This window comes from Pseudomonas sp. 05N36 (assembly GCF_056397385.1).
Genome location: NZ_JBFTNH010000022.1, coordinates 42,531 through 61,501, shown reverse-complemented (window position 1 = coordinate 61,501; position 18,971 = coordinate 42,531). Strand labels below are relative to the sequence as shown.

The following is an 18,971-nucleotide window of genomic DNA, read 5'->3' as shown; positions in this document are numbered from 1 at the left end:
GGATGGGTGGGGTGTGCCAGAATAGGCGATCCATTTTTTCAGGAACGCCCATGGACGCTGCCAAACCCGCTCTGATTCGCGAAACCTTTCCCGTTGGGCCGTTGCAGTGCAATTGCACGATCATCGGTGATCCGATCACCAAGAAGGCCGTCGTTGTTGATCCGGGTGGCAATCATGAGTTGATTCTGGCGCGGCTGGATGCGTTGGGGTTGAAGGTGGTGAGCATCATTCATACGCACGCGCACCTGGATCACTTTCTGGCGTCGGGCCAGTTGAAGGAGAAAACCGGCGCGACGTTGCACCTGCATAAAGAGGATCAGTTCCTTTGGGACAATCTGGAGATGCAGTGCCAGATGTTCCGTGTGCCGTACACGCCGGTGCCGTCGCCGGATCGTTGGTTGGCCGATGATGAAGAGCTGGCTTGCGGTTGTGGCGTGGCGTTGCACACGCCGGGGCATACGCCGGGTTCCATGAGCTTTTGGTTTTCCGAGGCTAAGCTGCTGATTGCCGGCGACACGCTGTTTCGTCGCGGGGTAGGGCGTACGGACTTGTGGGGCGGTGACCAGGCGACCATTGTGCGTTCGATCAAGCAGCGTTTGTACACCCTTGATGAAGAGGCGACAGTCATAACCGGACACGGTCCCGATACTCGTCTGGGTGATGAAATGCGTGAAAATCCTTTTGTGCGGGCCTGATTTTCCGGGCTGCGGAACGACCTGATGGAATTTTTGCCTTAGGTCGTGTTCCAACGCCGGCACGGGTCTATTGCCAACGTCCGTTGCACCACAGAATGTAAAAGTAGGAGCTCCCCATGTTCACCTCGAGTCGTTTGATTATTGTCGCTACTGCCGTGGCCATGCTGGCTGGCTGTGCGAACCAGAACCCGTATGACAACCAGGGTCAGGCCGACAGCGGCTCCACGGGCATGAGCAAAACCGCCAAATACGGTGGCCTGGGTGCGCTGGCCGGTGCTTTGGCCGGTGCTGCCATCGACCACAACAACCGTGGCAAGGGTGCGCTGATTGGCGCCGCCGTTGTCGGTGCTTCCGCCGCCGGTTACGGTTACTACGCTGACCAGCAGGAAAAGAAACTGCGCGCCAGCATGGCCAACACCGGGGTTGAAGTGCAGCGTCAGGGCGATCAGATCAAGCTGATCATGCCGGGCAACATCACCTTCGGTACCGACTCGGCGAACATTGCTCCAAGCTTCTACCAGCCACTGAACAACCTGGCCGGTTCGCTTAAAGAGTTCAATCAGAACCAGATTGAAATCGTCGGCTACACTGACAGCACCGGCAGCCGTCAGCACAACATGGACCTGTCCCAGCGTCGTGCTCAAAGCGTGGCAACCTACCTGACGTCGCAAGGTGTCAGCGGTGCTAACCTGTCGGCTCGTGGTGCCGGTCCGGATAACCCGATTGCCAGCAATGGCGATGTGAATGGTCGGGCGCAGAACCGTCGTGTAGAGGTTAACCTCAAGGCGATTCCGGGTCAGCAGTATGGCCAACCTGCCCAGCAGCAAGGTCAGCAGTACCAGTAACAAAAAACCTGACTGAACCCCAGGTGTAAAAAGCCCGCCCGATTCTCAGCAGATCGGGTGGGCTTTTTTTTGTCTGTTAGGGCCTCATCGCGAGCAGGCTCGCTCCCACACTGGACCGCGTAGGGCACAGATTTTTTGTCCACTGAAGATCAAATGTGGGAGCGAGCCTGCTCGCGATGAGGCCCGCACAGGCGCTCAAACTCCCAGCAACAAAAAAGCCCTCGGACATCACCTGTCCGAGGGCTTTTTCATGTCGCGTGAAACCGGGTTATTTCTTCAAGCCGTAATGCTCGTCGAGCATGCCTGGGGAGTTTGGCATTTTCGGCGCGTAATCGCGTGGCGGCTCCTGATTGCGTGGCGGCGTCAGGCGTTCCCGTGGCGCTTGCACGGCGGCATCGGAGTGCAGGGCGGCCAGCAGGCGTTGGCGAGTCTGTTCGTCCAGGGCCAGGCGGTTGGCACCCTCGGCGAGGTGGTCTTGCACTTCCTGATAGCTCTGAGTGAGCTTCTTGACCAGCGTTGCGGTGCTGTTGAAGTGGGTGACCACTTCATTCTGATAGTTGTCAAAACGTTCCTGAATGTCATCCAGCTGACGTTGCGTGCTGCTAGGCGCGGCATTCGGCAGAAGGCGGGCAACCAGGAATCCAATGGCGACACCGGCAACCAGGGCAAGAGTCGGCAACAACCAAACTAAGAGCGAGTGTTCCACGAGTCCTTCCTCTATAAACGGCTTTGCTTTACGTTAACGGCTCGGACCTGCGCTGTATACCGCGACGAGATCGCAATCATGCCAGGCACAGACTTTTAGCTAGACGAGTCGACCCTTCGAGAGGTCACGGAGTTCCTTCCTTGCTTATGCGTGAAACCCCTGTATTGATTGATGGCCCGGTGGGCCAACTGGAAGCCTTGTACCTGGACTCCCCCGAGCCACGTGGCCTGGCGCTGATCTGTCACCCCAATCCGGTGCAGGGCGGCACCATGCTCAATAAAGTCGTTTCGACCTTGCAGCGCACAGCCCGTGACGCCGGTTTGATCACATTAAGATTTAATTACCGTGGCGTCGGCGCGAGTGCCGGCACGCATGACATGGGCACCGGCGAAGTCGATGACGCTCAAGCCGTGGCTGAATGGTTTCGCGCCAAACACCCTGATCTGCCAATGACCCTGTTCGGTTTCTCGTTCGGTGGTTTCGTCGCGGCCAGCCTCGGCGGACGCCTGGAAGCCAAGGGCGAACAGCTCAAGCACCTGTTCATGGTTGCGCCGGCGGTGATGCGTCTGGGTGATCAGGATCAGCTGCCGCAGCACGGTGAACTGACGTTGATCCAGCCAGAATCCGACGAAGTCATCGATCCGCAACGGGTTTACGATTGGTCTGACGCCCTCGATCGCCCCCATGAGCTGCTGAAAGTGGCAGAATGCGGACACTTTTTTCACGGCAAGCTGACCGATCTCAAGGATCTGATCCTGCCGCGCCTTTCGAATTGATTGCAGTCTGATAAGCGATTACCCATGACTACTCGTACGCGTATCCTCACCGGCATCACCACCACCGGCACCCCGCACCTGGGCAACTACGCCGGCGCGATCCGTCCGGCGATCCTCGCCAGCCGCGACAGCAATGCCGATTCGTTCTACTTCCTGGCCGACTACCACGCCCTGATCAAGTGCGATGACCCGCTGCGCATCCAGCGCTCGCGTCTGGAAATCGCCGCGACCTGGCTGGCCGGTGGGCTGGATGTGGATCGGGTAACGTTTTATCGCCAGTCCGACATCCCGGAAATCCCTGAGCTGACCTGGCTGCTGACCTGCGTCGCCGCCAAGGGCCTACTCAACCGCGCGCACGCCTACAAGGCGTCGGTGGACAAGAACGTCGAAACCGGCGAAGACCCGGACGCCGGTATCACCATGGGCTTGTACAGCTACCCGGTGCTGATGGCGGCGGACATTCTGATGTTCAACGCGCACAAGGTTCCGGTTGGCCGCGATCAGATCCAGCACGTGGAAATGGCCCGCGACATCGGCCAGCGCTTCAACCACCTGTTTGGCCAGGGCAAGGAATTCTTCACCATGCCGGAGGCGCTGATCGAAGAAAGCGTCGCCACGCTGCCGGGTCTCGATGGCCGGAAGATGTCGAAAAGCTACGACAACACCATTCCGTTGTTCTCCAGCGCCAAAGAGATGAAGGACGCGATATCGCGGATCGTCACCGACTCCCGCGCGCCGGGCGAAGCCAAGGATCCGGACAACTCGCACCTGTTCACGCTGTTCCAGGCTTTCGCCACTCCGGCGCAGGCCGACGAGTTCCGCAGCGAACTGTTGCAGGGCCTGGGTTGGGGCGAGGCGAAGAATCGTCTGTTCCAACTGCTCGACAACGAACTGGGCGAGTCCCGCGAGCGTTACTACCAACTGATCGAACGCCCGGCAGACCTCGAAGACATTCTGCAGCACGGTGCCGCCAAGGCTCGCGCCGTGGCCACGCCGTTCCTCAACGAGCTGCGTGAAGCGGTCGGCCTGCGCTCTTTCGTCAAGCAGACGCAAGTGGCGGCCACCACCAAGAAGAAAGCCGCGAAAGCCGCACGTTTCGTCAGCTTCCGTGAAGACGACGGCAGCTTCCGTTTCCGTTTGCTGGCGGCCGATGGCGAGCAACTGCTGCTGTCGCGCAACTTCGCAGACGGCAAAACCGCAGGCCAGGTGACCAAGCAACTGCAATCCGGCCAGGCGCTGGACGTTCGCAGTGAAGACCTGAGCTTCAGCGTCTGGCTCGAAGGCGAGTGCGTTGCCGACAGCCCGGCCTTCGCTGACAGCACTGCGCGGGATGTCGCCATCGACGCCTTGCGGGTGGCGCTGACGCCTGTTCAGGAATAATCATCGGTTCGGCCCGACCAAGGGCTGATTGCCATTCTCAAGGGTCGTCGCTACAGTGTCGGCCCGTTTTTGTTGCCTTGCTAACGAATTATGACGCCCCTAGAACGATATCAAGCTGATCTGAAACGCCCGGAATTCTTCCATGACGCCGCCCAGGAAACTGCCGTGCGCCATTTGCAGCGCCTGTACGACGATCTGGTCGCGGCCTCGCAGAACAAACCGGGCCTGCTCGGCAAGCTGTTTGGCAAGAAAGACCAGGCGCCGGTCAAGGGCCTGTACTTCTGGGGCGGCGTAGGTCGCGGCAAGACTTACCTGGTCGACACCTTCTTTGAAGCGCTGCCGTTCAAGGAAAAGGTCCGCACTCACTTCCACCGCTTCATGAAGCGCGTGCACGAAGAGATGAAGACCCTCGGCGGCGAGAAAAACCCGCTGACCATCATCGCCAAGCGTTTCTCCGACGAAGCGCGAGTGATCTGTTTCGATGAATTCTTCGTGTCCGACATCACCGACGCGATGATCCTCGGCACCTTGATGGAAGAGCTGTTCAAGAACGGCGTGACCCTGGTCGCGACCTCGAACATCGTGCCGGACGGTCTGTACAAGGACGGTCTGCAACGTGCGCGCTTCCTGCCAGCCATCGCGCTGATCAAGCAGAACACCGACATCGTCAACGTCGACAGCGGCGTCGACTACCGTCTGCGTCACCTTGAGCAAGCCGAACTGTTTCACTCCCCACTCGACGAAGCGTCCCACGAGAGCCTGCGCAAAAGCTTCCGCGCACTCACGCCGGAATGCACTCAGGCCATCGAAAACGATGTGCTGATCATCGAGAACCGTGAGATCCGTGCCGTGCGTACGTGCGACGACGTGGCCTGGTTCGACTTCCGCGAACTGTGCGACGGCCCGCGTAGCCAGAACGACTACATCGAACTCGGCAAGATCTTCCACGCCGTGTTGCTCAGCGGCGTAGAGCAGATGAGCGTCACCACCGACGACATCGCCCGACGTTTTATCAACATGGTCGACGAGTTCTACGACCGTAACGTCAAGCTGATCATTTCCGCTGAAGTCGAGTTGAAAGACCTCTACACCGGCGGTCGCCTGAACTTCGAGTTCCAGCGCACCCTCAGCCGTCTGCTGGAAATGCAGTCCCATGAGTTCCTGGCGCGGGCGCACAAGCCGTAGGACATTTCGGGAAATAAAAAAGGCCTGCAATGCAGGCCTTTTTTATACGCTGAAGATCCCGGTGTGGGAGCGAGCCTGCTCGCGATGACTGAGTGCCAGTCGACATCGATGTTGGATGTCAGACCGCAATCGCGAGCAGGCTCGCTCCCACAGGGGGGGGGGCTGCGTTGGCCCTTGGTTTACGCGGCCTGCTGGAACTGCTGCCGATACTGGTTCGGCGACAACTCCGTGTGCTGGCGGAACAGCCGGGCGAAGAAGCTCGCGTCGTCGTAGCCGACTTCGTAGCTGATGGTCTTGATGCTTTTGCGGCTGGCGGACAGCAGACCCTTGGCGGTTTCGATACGCAACCGTTGCAGGTAGTGCAGCGGCTTGTCGCCAGTGGCGGTCTGGAAGCGCCGCATGAAGTTGCGGATGCTCATGCCGTGCTCGCGGGCGACGTCTTCGAAGCGGAACTTGTCGGCAAAATGCTCTTCGAGCCAATGCTGGATCTGCAGGATGATTACGTCCTGATGCAGCTTCTGCCCGCCGAAACCGATACGCCCTGGCGAATAACTGCGCTGCACTTCATACAGAATGTCGCGGGCCACGGCCTGGGCCACGTTGGCCCCGCAGAAGCGCTCGATCAAGTAAATGTAGAGGTCGCAGGCCGAGGTGGTGCCGCCGGCGCAGTACAGGTTGTCGGCGTCGGTCAGGTGCTTGTCCTGATTGAGCTGAACGTTGGGGAAGCGCTCTTCGAAGGCGTTGAAGAAACGCCAGTAAGTGGTCGCTTCCTTGCCATCGAGCAAGCCTGCCTCGGCGAGCCAGAACACCCCGGTGGCTTCACCGCAGAGCACCGCGCCGCGTGCGTGTTGCTCGCGCAGCCACGGCAGCACCTGTGGATAACGTTTGCAGAGCGTATCGAAATCGTCCCAGAACGCCGGGAGGATGATGATGTCGGCGTTTTCCAGGCCGCCATCCACCGGCATGATCACATCGCTGAAGCTGTTGACCGGTTTGCCGTCGGGGCTGACCAGGCGGGTTTCGAACGCCGGGGTCAGGCCGTGGCCCAGTTGTTTGCCGTAACGCAGGCTGGCCAGATGGAAGAAATCCTTGGCTTGCATGAGGGTGGATGCAAAAACCCGATCGATTGCCAGGATGCTGACGCGCCGCAGGGGCGTAGAGAGTTGGATAGACATATTCAATTTATTCTTATAGGGGAAAGTGGTCACCAAGCGGCTGGATCGTCTTATTTTTTGTCTGATGTGTCCAGTGTCCTGTTATCTACTGGGGGCTTAGGCTCAGGGTTCATTTGCGATCAACCATAACCACAGGTGCCCCGATGATCCCCAGAACCTTGTTCAGTTCCGATCACGAACTGTTTCGCGACAGCGTACGAACCTTCCTCGAAAAAGAAGCCGTGCCGTTTCATGCGCAGTGGGAAAAACAGGGCTACGTCGATCGCATGCTGTGGAACAGGGCCGGGGAGGCGGGGATGCTCTGTTCTCATTTGCCGGAAGCGTACGGTGGGTTCGATGCGGACTTCCTCTACAGCGCGGTGGTGATCGAAGAGGTGGGGCGGCTGGGGTTGACCGGGATCGGCTTTTCCCTGCATTCGGATATTGTGGCGCCGTACATCCTGCATTACGGCAGCGAAGTGCTGAAGCACAAATACCTGCCGAAACTGGTTTCGGGTGAAATGGTTACCGCGATTGCCATGACCGAGCCGGGCGCCGGCTCCGACCTGCAAGGGGTGAAAACCACAGCTGTGCTGGACGGCGACGAGTACGTGATCAACGGGTCGAAAACCTTCATCACCAACGGCTTCCTCGCGGACCTGGTGATTGTCGTGGCCAAGACCGATCCCAAGGCCGGGGCCAAGGGCACCAGTCTGTTTCTGGTGGAAGCGAACACCCCGGGCTTCGAAAAGGGCAAGCGCCTGGAGAAGGTCGGGATGAAAGCGCAGGACACCTCGGAGCTGTTCTTCCAGGACGTCCGTGTGCCCAGGGAAAACCTCTTGGGCCAGGCCGGGATGGGCTTCGCCTATCTGATGCAGGAATTGCCGCAGGAGCGTCTGACGGTCGCCATCGGCGGTTTGGCCTCAGCCGAGGCAGCGTTGCAGTGGACCCTGGAATACACCCGCGAGCGCAAGGCGTTCGGCAAGGCGATAGCGGACTTTCAGAACACCCGCTTCAAACTGGCGGAGATGGCCACGGAGATTCAGATTGGCCGGGTCTTCGTCGACCGCTGTCTGGAGCTGCACCTGCAGGGCAAGCTCGATGTGCCGACGGCGGCGATGGCCAAATACTGGGGCACCGACCTGCAATGCAAGGTGCTCGACGAGTGCGTGCAACTGCATGGCGGTTACGGTTTCATGTGGGAATACCCGATCGCCCGGGCCTGGGCGGATGCGCGGGTGCAGCGGATTTATGCCGGGACCAATGAAATCATGAAGGAGATCATTGCGCGTTCGCTTTGACCTGGGGTGACTGGGCGGACGCCATCGCGAGCAGGCTCGCTCCCACACTGGTTCTATGTATGACCACATGTTTGTGATCGGCATAGGTTCCTGTGGGAGCGAGCCTGCTCGCGATTGGATTTATGAGTCGATCAAGGTGCCGGGTTCGGGTGATCCTTGTGAATCGCCTCGATCCCCGCCAGCACTTCATCCGACAGTTTCAGATCGAAACTGGCAATGTTGCTGTCCAGCTGTTCCAGCGTGGTCGCGCCAATGATGTTGCTGGTGACGAACGATTGCCGGGTCACGAATGCCAGGGCCATTTGTGCCGGGTCCAGGCCGTGTTCACGGGCCAGTGCCACATAACGGCTGCACGCGGCTTCCGACTGCGCGTTGAAATAACGGCTGAAGCGACTGTAAAGGCTCAGGCGAGCTTTTGCCGGGCGCGCGCCGCCTTCGTACTTGCCGGACAGAAAACCAAACGCCAGCGGCGAATAGGCGAGCAATCCGCATTGTTCGCGGATGGCGATTTCCGACAGGCCGATTTCAAAGCTGCGATTGAGCAGGTTGTAGGGGTTCTGGATCGATACCGCACGCGACCAGCCACGGGCTTCGGCCAGTGCGAGGAACTTCATGGTGCCCCACGGCGTTTCGTTGGACAGGCCGATGTGGCGGATCTTGCCAGCCTTGACCTGTTCGTCGAGTGCTTCGAGGGTGTCTTCCAGCGGAGTCAGGTTGACTTCGCTCTTGTGCGTGTAGCCCAGCTGACCGAAGAAATTGGTGCTGCGTTCCGGCCAGTGCAGTTGATAGAGGTCGATGTAGTCGGTCTGCAAGCGCTTGAGGCTGGCATCCAGGGCCTGGACGATGTGTTCGCGGTTGTGTTTGAGGTGGCCGCCGCGAATGTAGTCGATGGTGTTGCCGGGGCCGGCGATCTTGCTCGCCAGAATCCAGTCGGCGCGATCGCCACGGCTCTTGAAGTAGTTGCCGATGTAGCGCTCGGTGGTGGCGTAGGTTTCAGCCTTGGGTGGCACCGGGTACATCTCGGCGGTGTCGATGAAATTGATCCCGGCGCTCTTGGTCCGTTCAATCTGTGCGAAGGCCTCTGCCTCGCTGTTTTGCTCACCCCAGGTCATGGTCCCGAGGCAGATTGCACTCACGTTCAGATCGGTACGGCCCAGCTTTCGATAGTCCATCGGGTAGTCCTTGGAGGAAAACATTCATAAAAGCAGGTTGAATTTTTTTTCGCAATCTGCATAATTGCGCACCTCTTTCTGCAGTGGAAGTGATGCGCCGCCGCCGAAGAATCTTGCCGTTGAACGGACGCGCCGACCCGAGCCCCCGAAAGCGTCTGTATCCGGCTGCCTTTGACTTGTCAAAGTACGCACTATTCAGTAAGATCCGCCGTCTAATTTACAGGGCGGCCCCTGAGGCTATAAAGAATGAAAACTTTTACTGCTAAACCGGAAACAGTAAAGCGCGACTGGTTTGTCGTCGACGCTGCTGGTCAGACCCTGGGTCGTCTGGCCACCGAGATCGCGAGCCGTCTGCGTGGCAAGCACAAGCCTGAGTACACTCCTCACGTTGACACCGGCGACTACATCGTCGTTATCAATGCCGAGCAGATTCGTGTAACCGGTGCTAAAACCACCGACAAAATGTACTACTCCCACTCCGGTTTCCCGGGCGGCATCAAGTCGATCAACTTCGAAAAGCTGATCGCTAAAGCCCCTGAGCGCGTGATCGAGACCGCGGTCAAAGGCATGCTGCCTAAGAACCCGCTGGGTCGCGACATGTATCGTAAGCTGAAAGTCTATGCGGGCGCTGCACACCCTCATACTGCTCAGCAGCCCCAAGAACTGAAGTTTTAACGGAATAGTTCATTATGTCGGCGACTCAAAATTACGGCACTGGCCGTCGCAAGACCGCAACCGCACGCGTTTTCCTGCGTCCGGGCACTGGTAACATCTCCATCAACAACCGCTCCCTGGATAATTTCTTCGGTCGCGAAACTGCCCGCATGGTAGTTCGTCAGCCGCTGGAATTGACTGAGACTGTCGAGAAGTTCGACATCTACGTCACCGTGATCGGTGGTGGTGTAAGTGGTCAAGCTGGCGCAATCCGCCACGGTATCACTCGCGCTCTGATGCAGTACGATGAAACTCTGCGCAGCGCTCTGCGCAAAGCGGGCTTCGTTACTCGCGATGCACGTGAAGTTGAACGTAAGAAAGTTGGTCTGCGTAAAGCGCGTAAGCGTCCGCAGTACTCGAAGCGTTAATTCGCTTTTGCGTTCAAAAGCGCCCAGTCTCCTCACGGAGCTGGGCGTTTTTTTTGCTTAAAGATTTATGATGTGACAACTTGCCACATCCGTAGAGCCCCTATACTACAAGGCTTAGCGCTGACCCCGGATGGTAATTACCTTGTCAGAATTGGGGCTTTTCATTACCATTCTGCAAAATTTTTATAAGTTCAGATTTTTACTTAGTAGATGCCTGATTTAACAGGCCACAAAGCTGATGGGAGAGGACTGAATGAGCAATGACGGCGTGAATGCAGGCCGGCGTCGCTTCTTGGTAGCAGCCACATCCGTGGTGGGTGCTGCAGGAGCGGTGGGGGCTGCGGTCCCGTTCGTGGGGTCATGGTTTCCCAGTGCCAAGGCGAAAGCCGCAGGTGCACCGGTGAAAGTGAATGTCAGCAAAATCGAACCAGGTCAGCAAATGATTGCTGAATGGCGCGGTCAGCCGGTATTCATCGTCCGCCGTACGCAGGAGATTTKGGGGAATCTTGCAAAGATCGAGGGTGATCTCTCTGATCCAGACTCCAAGAATTCGGTACAGCCAACTTACGTAGACCCCAAGACGCGTTCGATCAGGCCGGAAGTTCTGCTGCTGATCGGTATTTGCACGCACCTGGGTTGCTCTCCGACCTTCCGCCCAGAAGTAGCGCCTGCCGATCTTGGCCCAAAATGGGTAGGTGGTTATTTCTGCCCTTGCCACGGTTCCCACTACGATCTGGCTGGCCGCGTCTTCAAGTCGCAACCCGCGCCTTTGAATCTGCCAGTTCCCCCGCATTCCTATGAGTCGAACGACATCATTGTCATCGGCGTCGATACGGAGAAAGCGTGATGAGCAAGTTCATGGATTGGGTTGATGCGCGCTTTCCCGCCACTAAAATGTGGGAAGACCATCTCAGCAAGTACTACGCCCCGAAGAACTTCAACTTCTTCTATTTCTTTGGCTCACTGGCGCTGCTGGTTCTGGTTAACCAGATCGTAACCGGCGTCTGGCTGACCATGAGCTACACCCCGTCGGCGGAAGAGGCGTTCGCCTCCGTCGAATACATCATGCGCGACGTCGAGTACGGCTCGATCCTGCGTCTGCTGCACTCCACCGGCGCTTCGGCGTTCTTCATCGTGGTTTACCTGCATATGTTCCGTGGCCTGCTCTACGGTTCGTACCAGAAGCCGCGTGAGCTGGTGTGGGTCTTCGGCATGCTGATCTACCTGGCGCTGATGGCTGAAGCCTTCATGGGCTACCTGCTGCCGTGGGGCCAGATGTCCTACTGGGGCGCCCAGGTGATCATCTCGCTGTTCGGTGCGATCCCGGTCATCGGTAACGACCTGACCCAGTGGATCCGTGGTGACTACCTGATTTCGGGTATCACCCTGAACCGCTTCTTCGCCCTGCACGTCGTGGCCTTGCCGATCGTGATTCTCGGTCTGGTGGTGCTACACGTTCTGGCGCTGCACGAAGTCGGCTCGAACAACCCGGACGGCGTGGACATCAAGAAACACAAGGACGAAAACGGCGTACCGCTGGACGGCATTGCCTTCCACCCGTACTACACCGTGAAAGATATCGTCGGCGTGGTGGTGTTCCTGTTCATCTTCTGCGCGATCGTGTTCTTCTTCCCGGAAATGGGTGGTTACTTCCTCGAGAAGCCGAACTTCGAAGTGGCGAACGCCTTCAAGACCCCGGAACACATTGCCCCGGTCTGGTACTTCACGCCGTTCTACGCGATTCTGCGTGCGGTTCCGGACAAGCTCCTGGGTGTTGTGGCCATGGGTGCTTCGATTGCCTTGCTGTTCGTCCTGCCGTGGCTTGACCGTAGTCCGGTCAAGTCCATGCGCTACAAGGGCTGGCTGAGCAGGATCTGGCTCTGGGTGTTCTGCATCTCCTTCGTGATTCTTGGCTGGCTGGGCGTCATGGCGCCTACCCCGGAACGTACGTTGCTGTCGCAGGTTTGTACCTTCCTGTACTTCGCCTACTTCATTCTGATGCCGTTCTACACCAGGCTCGAGAAGACCAAACCGGTTCCGGAAAGGGTGACTGGCTGATGAAAAAGCTATTTGCTGTACTGATTCTTGCTGCGTTGCCTGTCTTGTCCTTCGCGGCCGAGCATGGCGGTCCAGAGCTCGAAAAAGTCGATATCGACGTCTCCGATAAAGCGGCAATGCAAGATGGCGCACGTACGTTCGCCAACTACTGCATGGGTTGCCACAGTGCCAAGTTCCAGCGCTATGAGCGCGTTGCCGACGATCTGGGGATTCCTCATGATCTGATGCTGAAGAACCTGGTGTTCACGGGCGCCAAGATCGGTGACCACATGAGCATCGGCATGCAGCCGGCAGACGCCAAGTCCTGGTTCGGCGCTGCGCCGCCCGACCTGACGCTGGTGGCTCGCGTTCGTGGTACTGACTGGCTCTACGGCTACCTGCGGTCGTTCTATGAAGATCCGAGTCGTCCTTGGGGCGTGAACAACAAGGTGTTCCCGAACGTCGGTATGCCTAACGTTCTGGTCGGCCTGCAGGGTCGTCAGGTGATAGGCTGCAAACAAGTTCAAATCGTCGAAGACGGCAAGAAGCAGTATGATCCGCTGACCGGCACGAAGCTGACTCATGAAGCGTGCGATCAGCTGACCATCGTGCCGAAAACCGGTGCACTGAACGAAGAGCAGTTCGACGAGAAGGTCAAGAATCTGGTGACCTTCCTGGCCTATTCGGCCAACCCGGTGAAGCTGCAGCATCAGCGCATCGGTACCTATGTGTTGCTGTACCTGGCGTTCTTCTTCGTATTCGCTTACTTGCTCAAGCGTGAATACTGGAAAGACGTGCATTGATAAAGCTTTAAGCAATTGCTGTTAATCGCGCGCGCCCAAGGGCGTCTCTGAACGTGTAACGAGTCTGGTCATCCAGACGTTACGGGAGACGCCCTCTGGGCGCGCTCGTTTTTCCGCTCCCGATAATTTCTACAAGCGAGGAGGACCGCCATGGGCGTGACCAATCGGTTGGCCTGTTACTCCGACCCCGCCGACCACTATTCCCACCGAGTGCGTATCGTACTGGCAGAGAAGGGTGTCAGCGCCGAGATCATCAGCGTGGAGGCGGGCCGTCAGCCGCCAAAACTGATCGAAGTGAACCCTTACGGCAGCTTGCCCACCCTGGTCGATCGTGACCTGGCGTTGTGGGAGTCGACCGTGGTGATGGAATATCTGGATGAGCGTTACCCGCATCCACCGTTGCTGCCGGTTTATCCGGTGGCGCGTGCCAACAGTCGTCTGCTGATTCACCGTATTCAGCGTGACTGGTGTGTTCTGGTGGATCTGATTCTGGATTCGCGGACCAAGGAGCCGGCGCGTGTGCAGGCTCGCAAGGAATTGCGTGAGAGCCTGACCGGCGTTTCGCCGCTGTTCGCCGACAAGCCGTTTTTCTTGAGTGAGGAACAAAGTCTGGTGGATTGTTGCCTACTGCCAATACTCTGGCGTTTACCGATTCTGGGTATTGAACTGCCGCGGCCTGCCAAGCCGCTGCTTGATTACATGGAGCGCCAGTTTGCGCGTGAGGCTTTCCAGGCGAGTCTGTCTGGTGTCGAACGCGATATGCGCTAAGGCTTAAGGAGCCGCTATGAACTCCAGTCGACCTTATATGGTCCGCGCGCTCTACGAGTGGATTGTGGACAACGATTGCACCCCGCACCTGCTGGTCAACTCCGAGTATCCGTCGGTGCAGGTGCCGCAAGGCTTTGCCAGCGATGGACAGATTGTCCTGAACGTATCGCCTGCGGCGGTGCGTCATCTGCACATGGACAACGATGCGGTCAGCTTTGAAGGGCGCTTCGGCGGCGTGCCGCATACGCTGTACGTGCCTATCGCTGCGATCCTCGGCATTTACGCCCGGGAGAACGGTCAGGGCATGGTGTTCGATCTGGAATCGCCTATGGAAGACGAGGAAGAGATCGAGCCGGATGATGACCTTCCACCACCTGACAGCGAGCCACCGCGTCCCAGCGGCCGGCCAAGCTTGAAGGTTGTGAAGTAATAAAAAAGGCGATCCTTGCGGATCGCCTTTTTTATTACGCAGGAGTTGTCGATCAGTCGATGTACTCGAACAGCTTCACAATCTTCTGTACGCCAGAAACGCCCTGCACCAGGTTGGTGGCCTGTTCGGCTTCCTGTTTGGTCAGCAGACCCAGCAAGTAGACGATACCGTTCTCGGTCACAACCTTGATGCGCGAGCCCGGGATGCTGGCGTCGGCGATCATCTGGGTTTTGATCTTGGTGGTCAGCCAGGCATCGTTATTGCGGGCCAGTATCGACGAAGGCTGCATCACTTGCAGTTCGTTGTGCACGGTCTTTACCCGCTGAACTGCAGCAGCGGCTTGTCCGGCCAGTTCCTTGAGGTCGGGGCGTGGCGTTTGTCCGGCGAGCAGTACCACACCGTTGAAGCTGGTGACGATGATGCGCGAGCCTTTATCCAGGTCCGGGCTGGCCTTGGCCACGTTCACGCCGACCTTGGTTTCGATCAGGGAGTCGTCGATCTTGCTGCCGAAGGTGCGAGTGCCGCGATCGTCTTCAATGGGGGCGTCGCGGGTCGCGGTGAGTACCGAGGTGCAGCCGCTGATGCCCAGGCTTAGAGTCAAGGCCAGAAGGCCAAGGCGATTAAGGGTCATTCTTCACTCCCGAACAGTTGGCTGTCGATCAAGTCGCAAAGACAGTGGATCGCCAGCAGGTGGACTTCCTGAATACGTGCAGTGACATTGGCCGGCACGCGTATTTCGACGTCTTCGGGCAATAACAGCGATGCCATGCCGCCGCCATCGCGTCCAGTCAATGCTACGACAATCATTTCGCGATCATGTGCGGCCTGGATCGCTTGAATAATGTTCGCCGAGTTGCCGCTGGTGGAAATTGCCAGCAGCACGTCGCCGGGTTGGCCGAGCGCGCGGATCTGTTTGGAGAAGATTTCGTTGTAACTGTAGTCGTTGGCGATCGAGGTGATTGTCGAACTGTCGGTCGTCAGTGCAATCGCCGGCAGGCTCGGGCGTTCGCGCTCGAAGCGGTTGAGCAGCTCGGAGGAGAAGTGTTGTGCGTCACCGGCTGAACCGCCGTTGCCGCACGAGAGCATTTTGCCTTCGTTGAGCAGGGCGTTGACCATCACCTGGCTGGCTTGCTCGATGTGCGGTGCAAGTACGTCCATCGCCTGTTGCTTGGTATCGATACTGGCCTGAAAAAGCTGGCGAATTCGCGATTGCATGTCCATCTGTGTGACCTTAAGTAGCGCGGCTTGGTGGCACAGCAATGTGCGGCCCGCAAAGCAAAGAGCAAAAGTGTTGAGTGAAGATCGGCCTTGCCTTTGAGCAGTCAGCTGTCAAAGGCGTTCCTTAGCCAGTTCAAATGAGCCGCGCTGCCGTCTATGGCAACTACGTCGAAACGGCAGGGGGAGTTGGCCCAGCGCGACTCGCGCTGCAGAAAATACTGCGCGGCGAGTATCAATTTCTGACGCTTGCGCGCATCGATGCTGCCGAGCGCGCCACCCCATTGGGTGTTTTGTCTGTAGCGGACTTCGACGAATACTACTGTATCGCCGTCAAGCATGACCAGATCAAGCTCGCCGCGTTTACACAACCAGTTCTGCGCCAGGAGGCGCAGACCTTGTTGCTGGAGATGCTTGAGCGCCTGGCTTTCAGCATCTCGACCGCTTTGTTGGCGTGACCTGTCGGGCATCAGCGTGGCGTGTCAGGCAGGCGTTGAACCTGGCCGTTGATGAACTGTGCCCACGGCAGCTGACGTTGAATGCGTTGCGTGGAGGTCATGCTCAAGGTGCCCGACTGGCCTTCGATGGTGCTGTCTGGCAATGCCTTGAGTTGGCCCAGGCGCGGCGCCAGGCGATAGGCGTCGACGCCCATTGCATAGAGGCGGCCCAGGCTGCCCGCAGCTTGTGGCCATTGAGCGGTCACTTGTCTGCGCAGCGGGTCGTTGGCGTCCAGCAGCCATGGGGTTTCGCAGAAGCGAACGCCGTTCATGTCGTTGTACTGGTTCTGGTCGCCGCTGGCGCTGAATACGTGGGAGGTGGCGTAAACCGGTACGTCGCCTGCGTATTGGAAGTTCAGCGTTGGTTTGATCTGTTGGGCTTGCTGCGGTGTCGAGGCGAGGAAAATGAACTCGATGTCCTGACGGCGCGAAGGTTGTGCAGCGACCTGCGAGCCTACGGTGCTTTGCAGGCTCTTGGCGCGACCTTCGCTCTGACGCAGCTGGAACAGGTCGGCGATTTGCTGAGCCAGGGCCACCGGTTGATCAACGCGTTCGATACCAACGACGGTACCACCGTTGGCTTCCCAATCCTGGCGGAAGGCTTTAAGCACGCGATCGCCCCATTCGCCTTTCGGCACCAGGGCAGCGGCGCGGTGCAGGCCGTCGGCGCGGGCCCGGCGGGAAACTTCGCGGGCTTCGTCTTCGGCAGCCAGGCCGAACTGGAACAGTTGGGCCGGGCCTTGTTCGCCTTCGCTGTAGTTCAGCGCCAGCGTGGTGATCGGCAGTTGCGGGCGAGTGCTGAGTTGTTTGACCAGCGGTTTTTCCAGCGGGCCGATGACCAGTTGCACGCCGTCGGCTTGTGCCTTGCGATAGAAGTCGTCCAGCGAGGTCAGGTGCGAGCTGTCATAGAACTCGATGGCAGGCGGCTTCTGTCCGGCTTGCTGGGCCTGATAGTGAGCGGCCAGGAACCCTTCGCGCAGTGCTTTGGCAACCGATGCCAGCGGACCGTCTTGTGGCAGCAGCAGGCCAATCTTGCTGACCGGTTGGCTGGCCAGTTCCTTGAGCTTGGTCAAAGGCAGTGGCAGCACCAGTGCGGCCGGGTGTTTAGGGTGTTGTGCGCGCCAGTTGTCGATAGCGGCCTGCTGCTGTTCCAGCGTAGCGGCGTTTTTCACTGCCACCGCCAGGCTCATCCAGCCGCCGAGGTCGTCGGTGGTGATGGGTTGCAGTTGATCGGTCGGCAGGGACGAAATGAGTGCCCAGATGGCCTCGTGGTTTTTGCTGGCCGCGTCGTCCTTGAGCAGCGGCGCGATAAAGATGCGCTCGCGGGCGGCGGCCAGGGTCTGGCCGTCAGCTTCAAGGGCGCGGGCATGGACGGTGCCGGTTCGCACTTGCTGGTCGACCGGCATCTCGCTCAGGTGTTGCAGGCTCGGATGGCTCAAGGCGGTCAGTGCTGCCTTGGGCTGGTTGCGAGTCAGCGCCAGTTCGGCGGCCAGGGTGCTGGCGTACACCTGTTGGCCGGGTTTCAGCTGGTCCATCGGGACCTGCTGAAGAATTTGTGCAGACTGGCCGGCATTTCCCTGGCGGTAGGCCAGGTCTGCTGCGCTCAGGCGAAACAGGGCGGCCTTCTCCGGTGTTTTGCTGGTGGCAGCCTGTTCGAGCAATTGCTCGATACTGGCATCCGCAGTCCGTGGAAGTTCGCCAAGGCTGGAGGAGGGCGAGCTGGCGCAAGCCGCCAACAGGGCAGCGAGGCAGAGGGCAGAGAACAGCCGCAGGCAAGCGATCATGTAATGTTCCTGATACTCGATCAAATTAGCGTGGAATTGTACCCAAGCGCTGGCCGGGGCGCGATGTTACTGGCATGAAACCTTCAAATTAGGTCGTGTAAATGTTACGACGATCAACAAAAGGGCGTGGAGCAAGATGATCGCGGTGCGCATTTGAGGCACTTCTACGCGCTACAATGCCGGTTTTACCGATCATGAGGTGTGCGCTTTGACTGCTCCAGGTGCTTTGAATTCCGTTGCTGGCTCGCTTTATGTGGTGGCGACGCCCATCGGCAACCTGGATGACATCAGTGCGCGGGCGCTGAAAATCTTGCGTGAAGTGGCGTTGATCGCGGCTGAAGACACTCGTCACTCCTTGCGGTTGCTGCAGCATTTCGGGATCGCCACACCGCTGGCGGCGTGTCATGAGCACAATGAGCGCGATGAGGGCAGTCGCTTCATCACGCGCTTGCTGGCTGGTGACAATGTCGCGCTGATCTCCGATGCGGGAACGCCGCTGATCTCTGATCCGGGTTATCACCTGGTGCGGCAGGCGCGGGCGGCAGGTATCAATGTAGTACCGGTTCCCGGTGCGTGCGCATTGATCGCGGCGTTGTCTGCGGCAGGGTTGCCATCCGACCGGTTCATCTTCGAAGGCTTTTTGCCGGCCAAGGCGGTGGGGCGACGTGCGCGCCTGGAGTCCATAAAGGAAGAACCGCGTACGTTGATCTTTTACGAAGCGCCACACCGGATTCTCGAGTGCTTGCAGGACATGGAGCTGGTATTCGGTCCGGAGCGTCCGGCGCTGCTCGCTCGCGAGCTGACCAAAACCTTCGAAACCCTCAAGGGGCTGCCGTTGGCCGAGTTGCGGGCATTCGTCGAGAACGATAGCAATCAGCAGCGCGGCGAGTGTGTGGTGTTGGTGGCCGGCTGGTCGGCACCGGAGAGTGAGGAGGCGGTGAGTAGTGAGGCGATGCGTATTCTCGATCTGCTGCTCGAAGAAATGCCACTCAAGCGTGCAGCGGCGTTGGCGGCGCAAATTACCGGTGAGCGTAAGAACGTTCTCTATCAGGTAGCCCTGGATAAACAGAAAAGCGAGTAAAAACGCGGGTTGCAGGGCGGTCAAAGGCTTTTATCGCTTGTTCTTCGGGCGCTCTGCCGT

21 protein-coding genes are annotated in these 18,971 nt (G+C 58.6%); 14 read left to right on the top strand and 7 right to left on the bottom strand.

Translation table 11 applies throughout. From position 1 onward, the window contains the following. The first annotated feature begins 50 nt into the window (after window positions 1-50). Window positions 51-695: an MBL fold metallo-hydrolase gene (locus AC1DIH_RS23390; protein WP_477773452.1), complete on the top strand. Its 645-nt coding sequence runs from the start codon at window positions 51-53 to the stop codon at window positions 693-695. A gap of 116 nt (window positions 696-811) precedes the next feature. Then, the gene (locus AC1DIH_RS23385) at window positions 812-1,540 is read left to right on the top strand and encodes a YiaD family glycine zipper/OmpA-like lipoprotein (RefSeq protein WP_054595688.1); all 729 of its coding nucleotides are present in this window, start codon (window positions 812-814) and stop codon (window positions 1,538-1,540) included. Window positions 1,541-1,808: 268 nt separating this feature from the next. Here AC1DIH_RS23385 and AC1DIH_RS23380 read toward each other — a convergent pair whose 3' ends face one another. After that, entirely contained in the window at window positions 1,809-2,246 is a 438-nt protein-coding gene (locus tag AC1DIH_RS23380; RefSeq protein ID WP_145015014.1) for a Z-ring associated ZapG family protein, read from the bottom strand. Window positions 2,247-2,392: 146 nt separating this feature from the next. On the opposite strand from AC1DIH_RS23380, the gene AC1DIH_RS23375 reads away from it, so the two are divergent. The 3 genes from AC1DIH_RS23375 (at window position 2,393) to zapE (ending at window position 5,587) form a co-directional block, all read left to right on the top strand. Then, window positions 2,393-3,022, top strand: coding sequence for an alpha/beta hydrolase (locus AC1DIH_RS23375; protein WP_477773451.1), 630 nt, complete (start codon window positions 2,393-2,395; stop codon window positions 3,020-3,022). A 24-nt stretch (window positions 3,023-3,046) separates the two neighbouring features. Continuing rightward, window positions 3,047-4,402 carry a tryptophan--tRNA ligase gene (locus AC1DIH_RS23370; RefSeq protein WP_477773450.1) on the top strand — a complete coding sequence of 452 codons (1,356 nt, stop codon included), beginning with the start codon at window positions 3,047-3,049 and terminating at the stop codon, window positions 4,400-4,402. Between the two features lie 90 nt (window positions 4,403-4,492). Continuing rightward, window positions 4,493-5,587 (top strand): cell division protein ZapE, encoded by a 1,095-nt coding sequence (gene zapE, locus AC1DIH_RS23365; RefSeq protein ID WP_054595692.1) that lies wholly within the window; start codon window positions 4,493-4,495, stop codon window positions 5,585-5,587. 179 nt (window positions 5,588-5,766) lie between these two features. On the opposite strand, the gene AC1DIH_RS23360 is transcribed toward zapE, so the two are convergent. Then, a complete protein-coding gene (locus tag AC1DIH_RS23360) occupies window positions 5,767-6,663 on the bottom strand; it encodes a GlxA family transcriptional regulator (RefSeq protein WP_173859988.1) in 897 nt (298 codons plus the stop codon). A 242-nt stretch (window positions 6,664-6,905) separates the two neighbouring features. On the opposite strand from AC1DIH_RS23360, the gene AC1DIH_RS23355 reads away from it, so the two are divergent. Further along, window positions 6,906-8,042 (top strand): acyl-CoA dehydrogenase family protein, encoded by a 1,137-nt coding sequence (locus AC1DIH_RS23355; RefSeq protein WP_477773449.1) that lies wholly within the window; start codon window positions 6,906-6,908, stop codon window positions 8,040-8,042. A gap of 131 nt (window positions 8,043-8,173) precedes the next feature. Here AC1DIH_RS23355 and AC1DIH_RS23350 read toward each other — a convergent pair whose 3' ends face one another. Then, complete coding sequence (locus tag AC1DIH_RS23350; protein ID WP_477773448.1) at window positions 8,174-9,214, bottom strand: NADP(H)-dependent aldo-keto reductase; 1,041 nt, start codon at window positions 9,212-9,214, stop codon at window positions 8,174-8,176. Window positions 9,215-9,460: 246 nt separating this feature from the next. Between AC1DIH_RS23350 and rplM the strand changes: the two genes are divergently transcribed. From rplM to AC1DIH_RS23315, 7 genes are all read left to right on the top strand, one after another. Continuing rightward, window positions 9,461-9,889 carry a 50S ribosomal protein L13 gene (gene rplM, locus AC1DIH_RS23345; RefSeq protein WP_007917032.1) on the top strand — a complete coding sequence of 143 codons (429 nt, stop codon included), beginning with the start codon at window positions 9,461-9,463 and terminating at the stop codon, window positions 9,887-9,889. A gap of 14 nt (window positions 9,890-9,903) precedes the next feature. Then, window positions 9,904-10,296: a 30S ribosomal protein S9 gene (gene rpsI / locus AC1DIH_RS23340; protein WP_102591612.1), complete on the top strand. Its 393-nt coding sequence runs from the start codon at window positions 9,904-9,906 to the stop codon at window positions 10,294-10,296. Window positions 10,297-10,549: 253 nt separating this feature from the next. Continuing rightward, complete coding sequence (gene petA / locus AC1DIH_RS23335) at window positions 10,550-11,143, top strand: ubiquinol-cytochrome c reductase iron-sulfur subunit (RefSeq protein WP_477773447.1); 594 nt, start codon at window positions 10,550-10,552, stop codon at window positions 11,141-11,143. Further along, window positions 11,143-12,354: a cytochrome b gene (locus AC1DIH_RS23330; RefSeq protein ID WP_054595702.1), complete on the top strand. Its 1,212-nt coding sequence runs from the start codon at window positions 11,143-11,145 to the stop codon at window positions 12,352-12,354. Before petA ends, AC1DIH_RS23330 begins: the two co-directional genes overlap by 1 nt. After that, window positions 12,354-13,136, top strand: a complete 783-nt coding sequence (locus AC1DIH_RS23325; RefSeq protein WP_477773446.1) for a cytochrome c1 — start codon at window positions 12,354-12,356, stop codon at window positions 13,134-13,136. The genes AC1DIH_RS23330 and AC1DIH_RS23325 overlap by 1 nt, the downstream gene beginning before the upstream one ends. A gap of 150 nt (window positions 13,137-13,286) precedes the next feature. Continuing rightward, window positions 13,287-13,904, top strand: a complete 618-nt coding sequence (locus AC1DIH_RS23320; protein WP_019693572.1) for a glutathione S-transferase N-terminal domain-containing protein — start codon at window positions 13,287-13,289, stop codon at window positions 13,902-13,904. 16 nt (window positions 13,905-13,920) lie between these two features. Next, window positions 13,921-14,334: a ClpXP protease specificity-enhancing factor gene (locus AC1DIH_RS23315; RefSeq protein ID WP_477768015.1), complete on the top strand. Its 414-nt coding sequence runs from the start codon at window positions 13,921-13,923 to the stop codon at window positions 14,332-14,334. 52 nt (window positions 14,335-14,386) lie between these two features. Here the strand turns inward: AC1DIH_RS23315 and AC1DIH_RS23310 are convergent, their stop codons facing one another. From AC1DIH_RS23310 to AC1DIH_RS23295, 4 genes are all read right to left on the bottom strand, one after another. After that, the gene (locus tag AC1DIH_RS23310) at window positions 14,387-14,965 is read right to left on the bottom strand and encodes a BON domain-containing protein (protein WP_477773445.1); all 579 of its coding nucleotides are present in this window, start codon (window positions 14,963-14,965) and stop codon (window positions 14,387-14,389) included. Next, window positions 14,962-15,555: a phosphoheptose isomerase gene (locus AC1DIH_RS23305; RefSeq protein ID WP_007904374.1), complete on the bottom strand. Its 594-nt coding sequence runs from the start codon at window positions 15,553-15,555 to the stop codon at window positions 14,962-14,964. Before AC1DIH_RS23305 ends, AC1DIH_RS23310 begins: the two co-directional genes overlap by 4 nt. A gap of 101 nt (window positions 15,556-15,656) precedes the next feature. Continuing rightward, window positions 15,657-16,019: a YraN family protein gene (locus AC1DIH_RS23300; protein ID WP_019693569.1), complete on the bottom strand. Its 363-nt coding sequence runs from the start codon at window positions 16,017-16,019 to the stop codon at window positions 15,657-15,659. Further along, complete coding sequence (locus tag AC1DIH_RS23295) at window positions 16,019-17,830, bottom strand: penicillin-binding protein activator (protein WP_477773444.1); 1,812 nt, start codon at window positions 17,828-17,830, stop codon at window positions 16,019-16,021. The genes AC1DIH_RS23300 and AC1DIH_RS23295 overlap by 1 nt, the downstream gene beginning before the upstream one ends. Window positions 17,831-18,038: 208 nt before the next feature. Here AC1DIH_RS23295 and rsmI point away from each other — a divergent pair, with 208 nt between their 5' ends. Next, the gene (rsmI, locus tag AC1DIH_RS23290; RefSeq protein WP_024264767.1) at window positions 18,039-18,911 is read left to right on the top strand and encodes a 16S rRNA (cytidine(1402)-2'-O)-methyltransferase; all 873 of its coding nucleotides are present in this window, start codon (window positions 18,039-18,041) and stop codon (window positions 18,909-18,911) included. Window positions 18,912-18,971 lie beyond the last annotated feature (60 nt).

Bases quoted from the DNA above. Each gene is read 5' to 3' on its own strand.
- AC1DIH_RS23390 (WP_477773452.1), top strand. From the start codon at position 51: ATGGACGCTGCCAAACCCGCTCTGATTCGCGAAACCTTTCCCGTTGGG.
- AC1DIH_RS23385 (WP_054595688.1), top strand. From the start codon at position 812: ATGTTCACCTCGAGTCGTTTGATTATTGTCGCTACTGCCGTGGCCATG.
- AC1DIH_RS23375 (WP_477773451.1), top strand. From the start codon at position 2,393: ATGCGTGAAACCCCTGTATTGATTGATGGCCCGGTGGGCCAACTGGAA.
- AC1DIH_RS23370 (WP_477773450.1), top strand. From the start codon at position 3,047: ATGACTACTCGTACGCGTATCCTCACCGGCATCACCACCACCGGCACC.
- zapE (WP_054595692.1), top strand. From the start codon at position 4,493: ATGACGCCCCTAGAACGATATCAAGCTGATCTGAAACGCCCGGAATTC.
- AC1DIH_RS23355 (WP_477773449.1), top strand. From the start codon at position 6,906: ATGATCCCCAGAACCTTGTTCAGTTCCGATCACGAACTGTTTCGCGAC.
- AC1DIH_RS23350 (WP_477773448.1), bottom strand. From the start codon at position 9,214: ATGGACTATCGAAAGCTGGGCCGTACCGATCTGAACGTGAGTGCAATC.
- rplM (WP_007917032.1), top strand. From the start codon at position 9,461: ATGAAAACTTTTACTGCTAAACCGGAAACAGTAAAGCGCGACTGGTTT.
- rpsI (WP_102591612.1), top strand. From the start codon at position 9,904: ATGTCGGCGACTCAAAATTACGGCACTGGCCGTCGCAAGACCGCAACC.
- AC1DIH_RS23330 (WP_054595702.1), top strand. From the start codon at position 11,143: ATGAGCAAGTTCATGGATTGGGTTGATGCGCGCTTTCCCGCCACTAAA.
- AC1DIH_RS23325 (WP_477773446.1), top strand. From the start codon at position 12,354: ATGAAAAAGCTATTTGCTGTACTGATTCTTGCTGCGTTGCCTGTCTTG.
- AC1DIH_RS23320 (WP_019693572.1), top strand. From the start codon at position 13,287: ATGGGCGTGACCAATCGGTTGGCCTGTTACTCCGACCCCGCCGACCAC.
- AC1DIH_RS23315 (WP_477768015.1), top strand. From the start codon at position 13,921: ATGAACTCCAGTCGACCTTATATGGTCCGCGCGCTCTACGAGTGGATT.
- AC1DIH_RS23310 (WP_477773445.1), bottom strand. From the start codon at position 14,965: ATGACCCTTAATCGCCTTGGCCTTCTGGCCTTGACTCTAAGCCTGGGC.
- AC1DIH_RS23305 (WP_007904374.1), bottom strand. From the start codon at position 15,555: ATGGACATGCAATCGCGAATTCGCCAGCTTTTTCAGGCCAGTATCGAT.
- AC1DIH_RS23300 (WP_019693569.1), bottom strand. From the start codon at position 16,019: ATGCCCGACAGGTCACGCCAACAAAGCGGTCGAGATGCTGAAAGCCAG.
- AC1DIH_RS23295 (WP_477773444.1), bottom strand. From the start codon at position 17,830: ATGATCGCTTGCCTGCGGCTGTTCTCTGCCCTCTGCCTCGCTGCCCTG.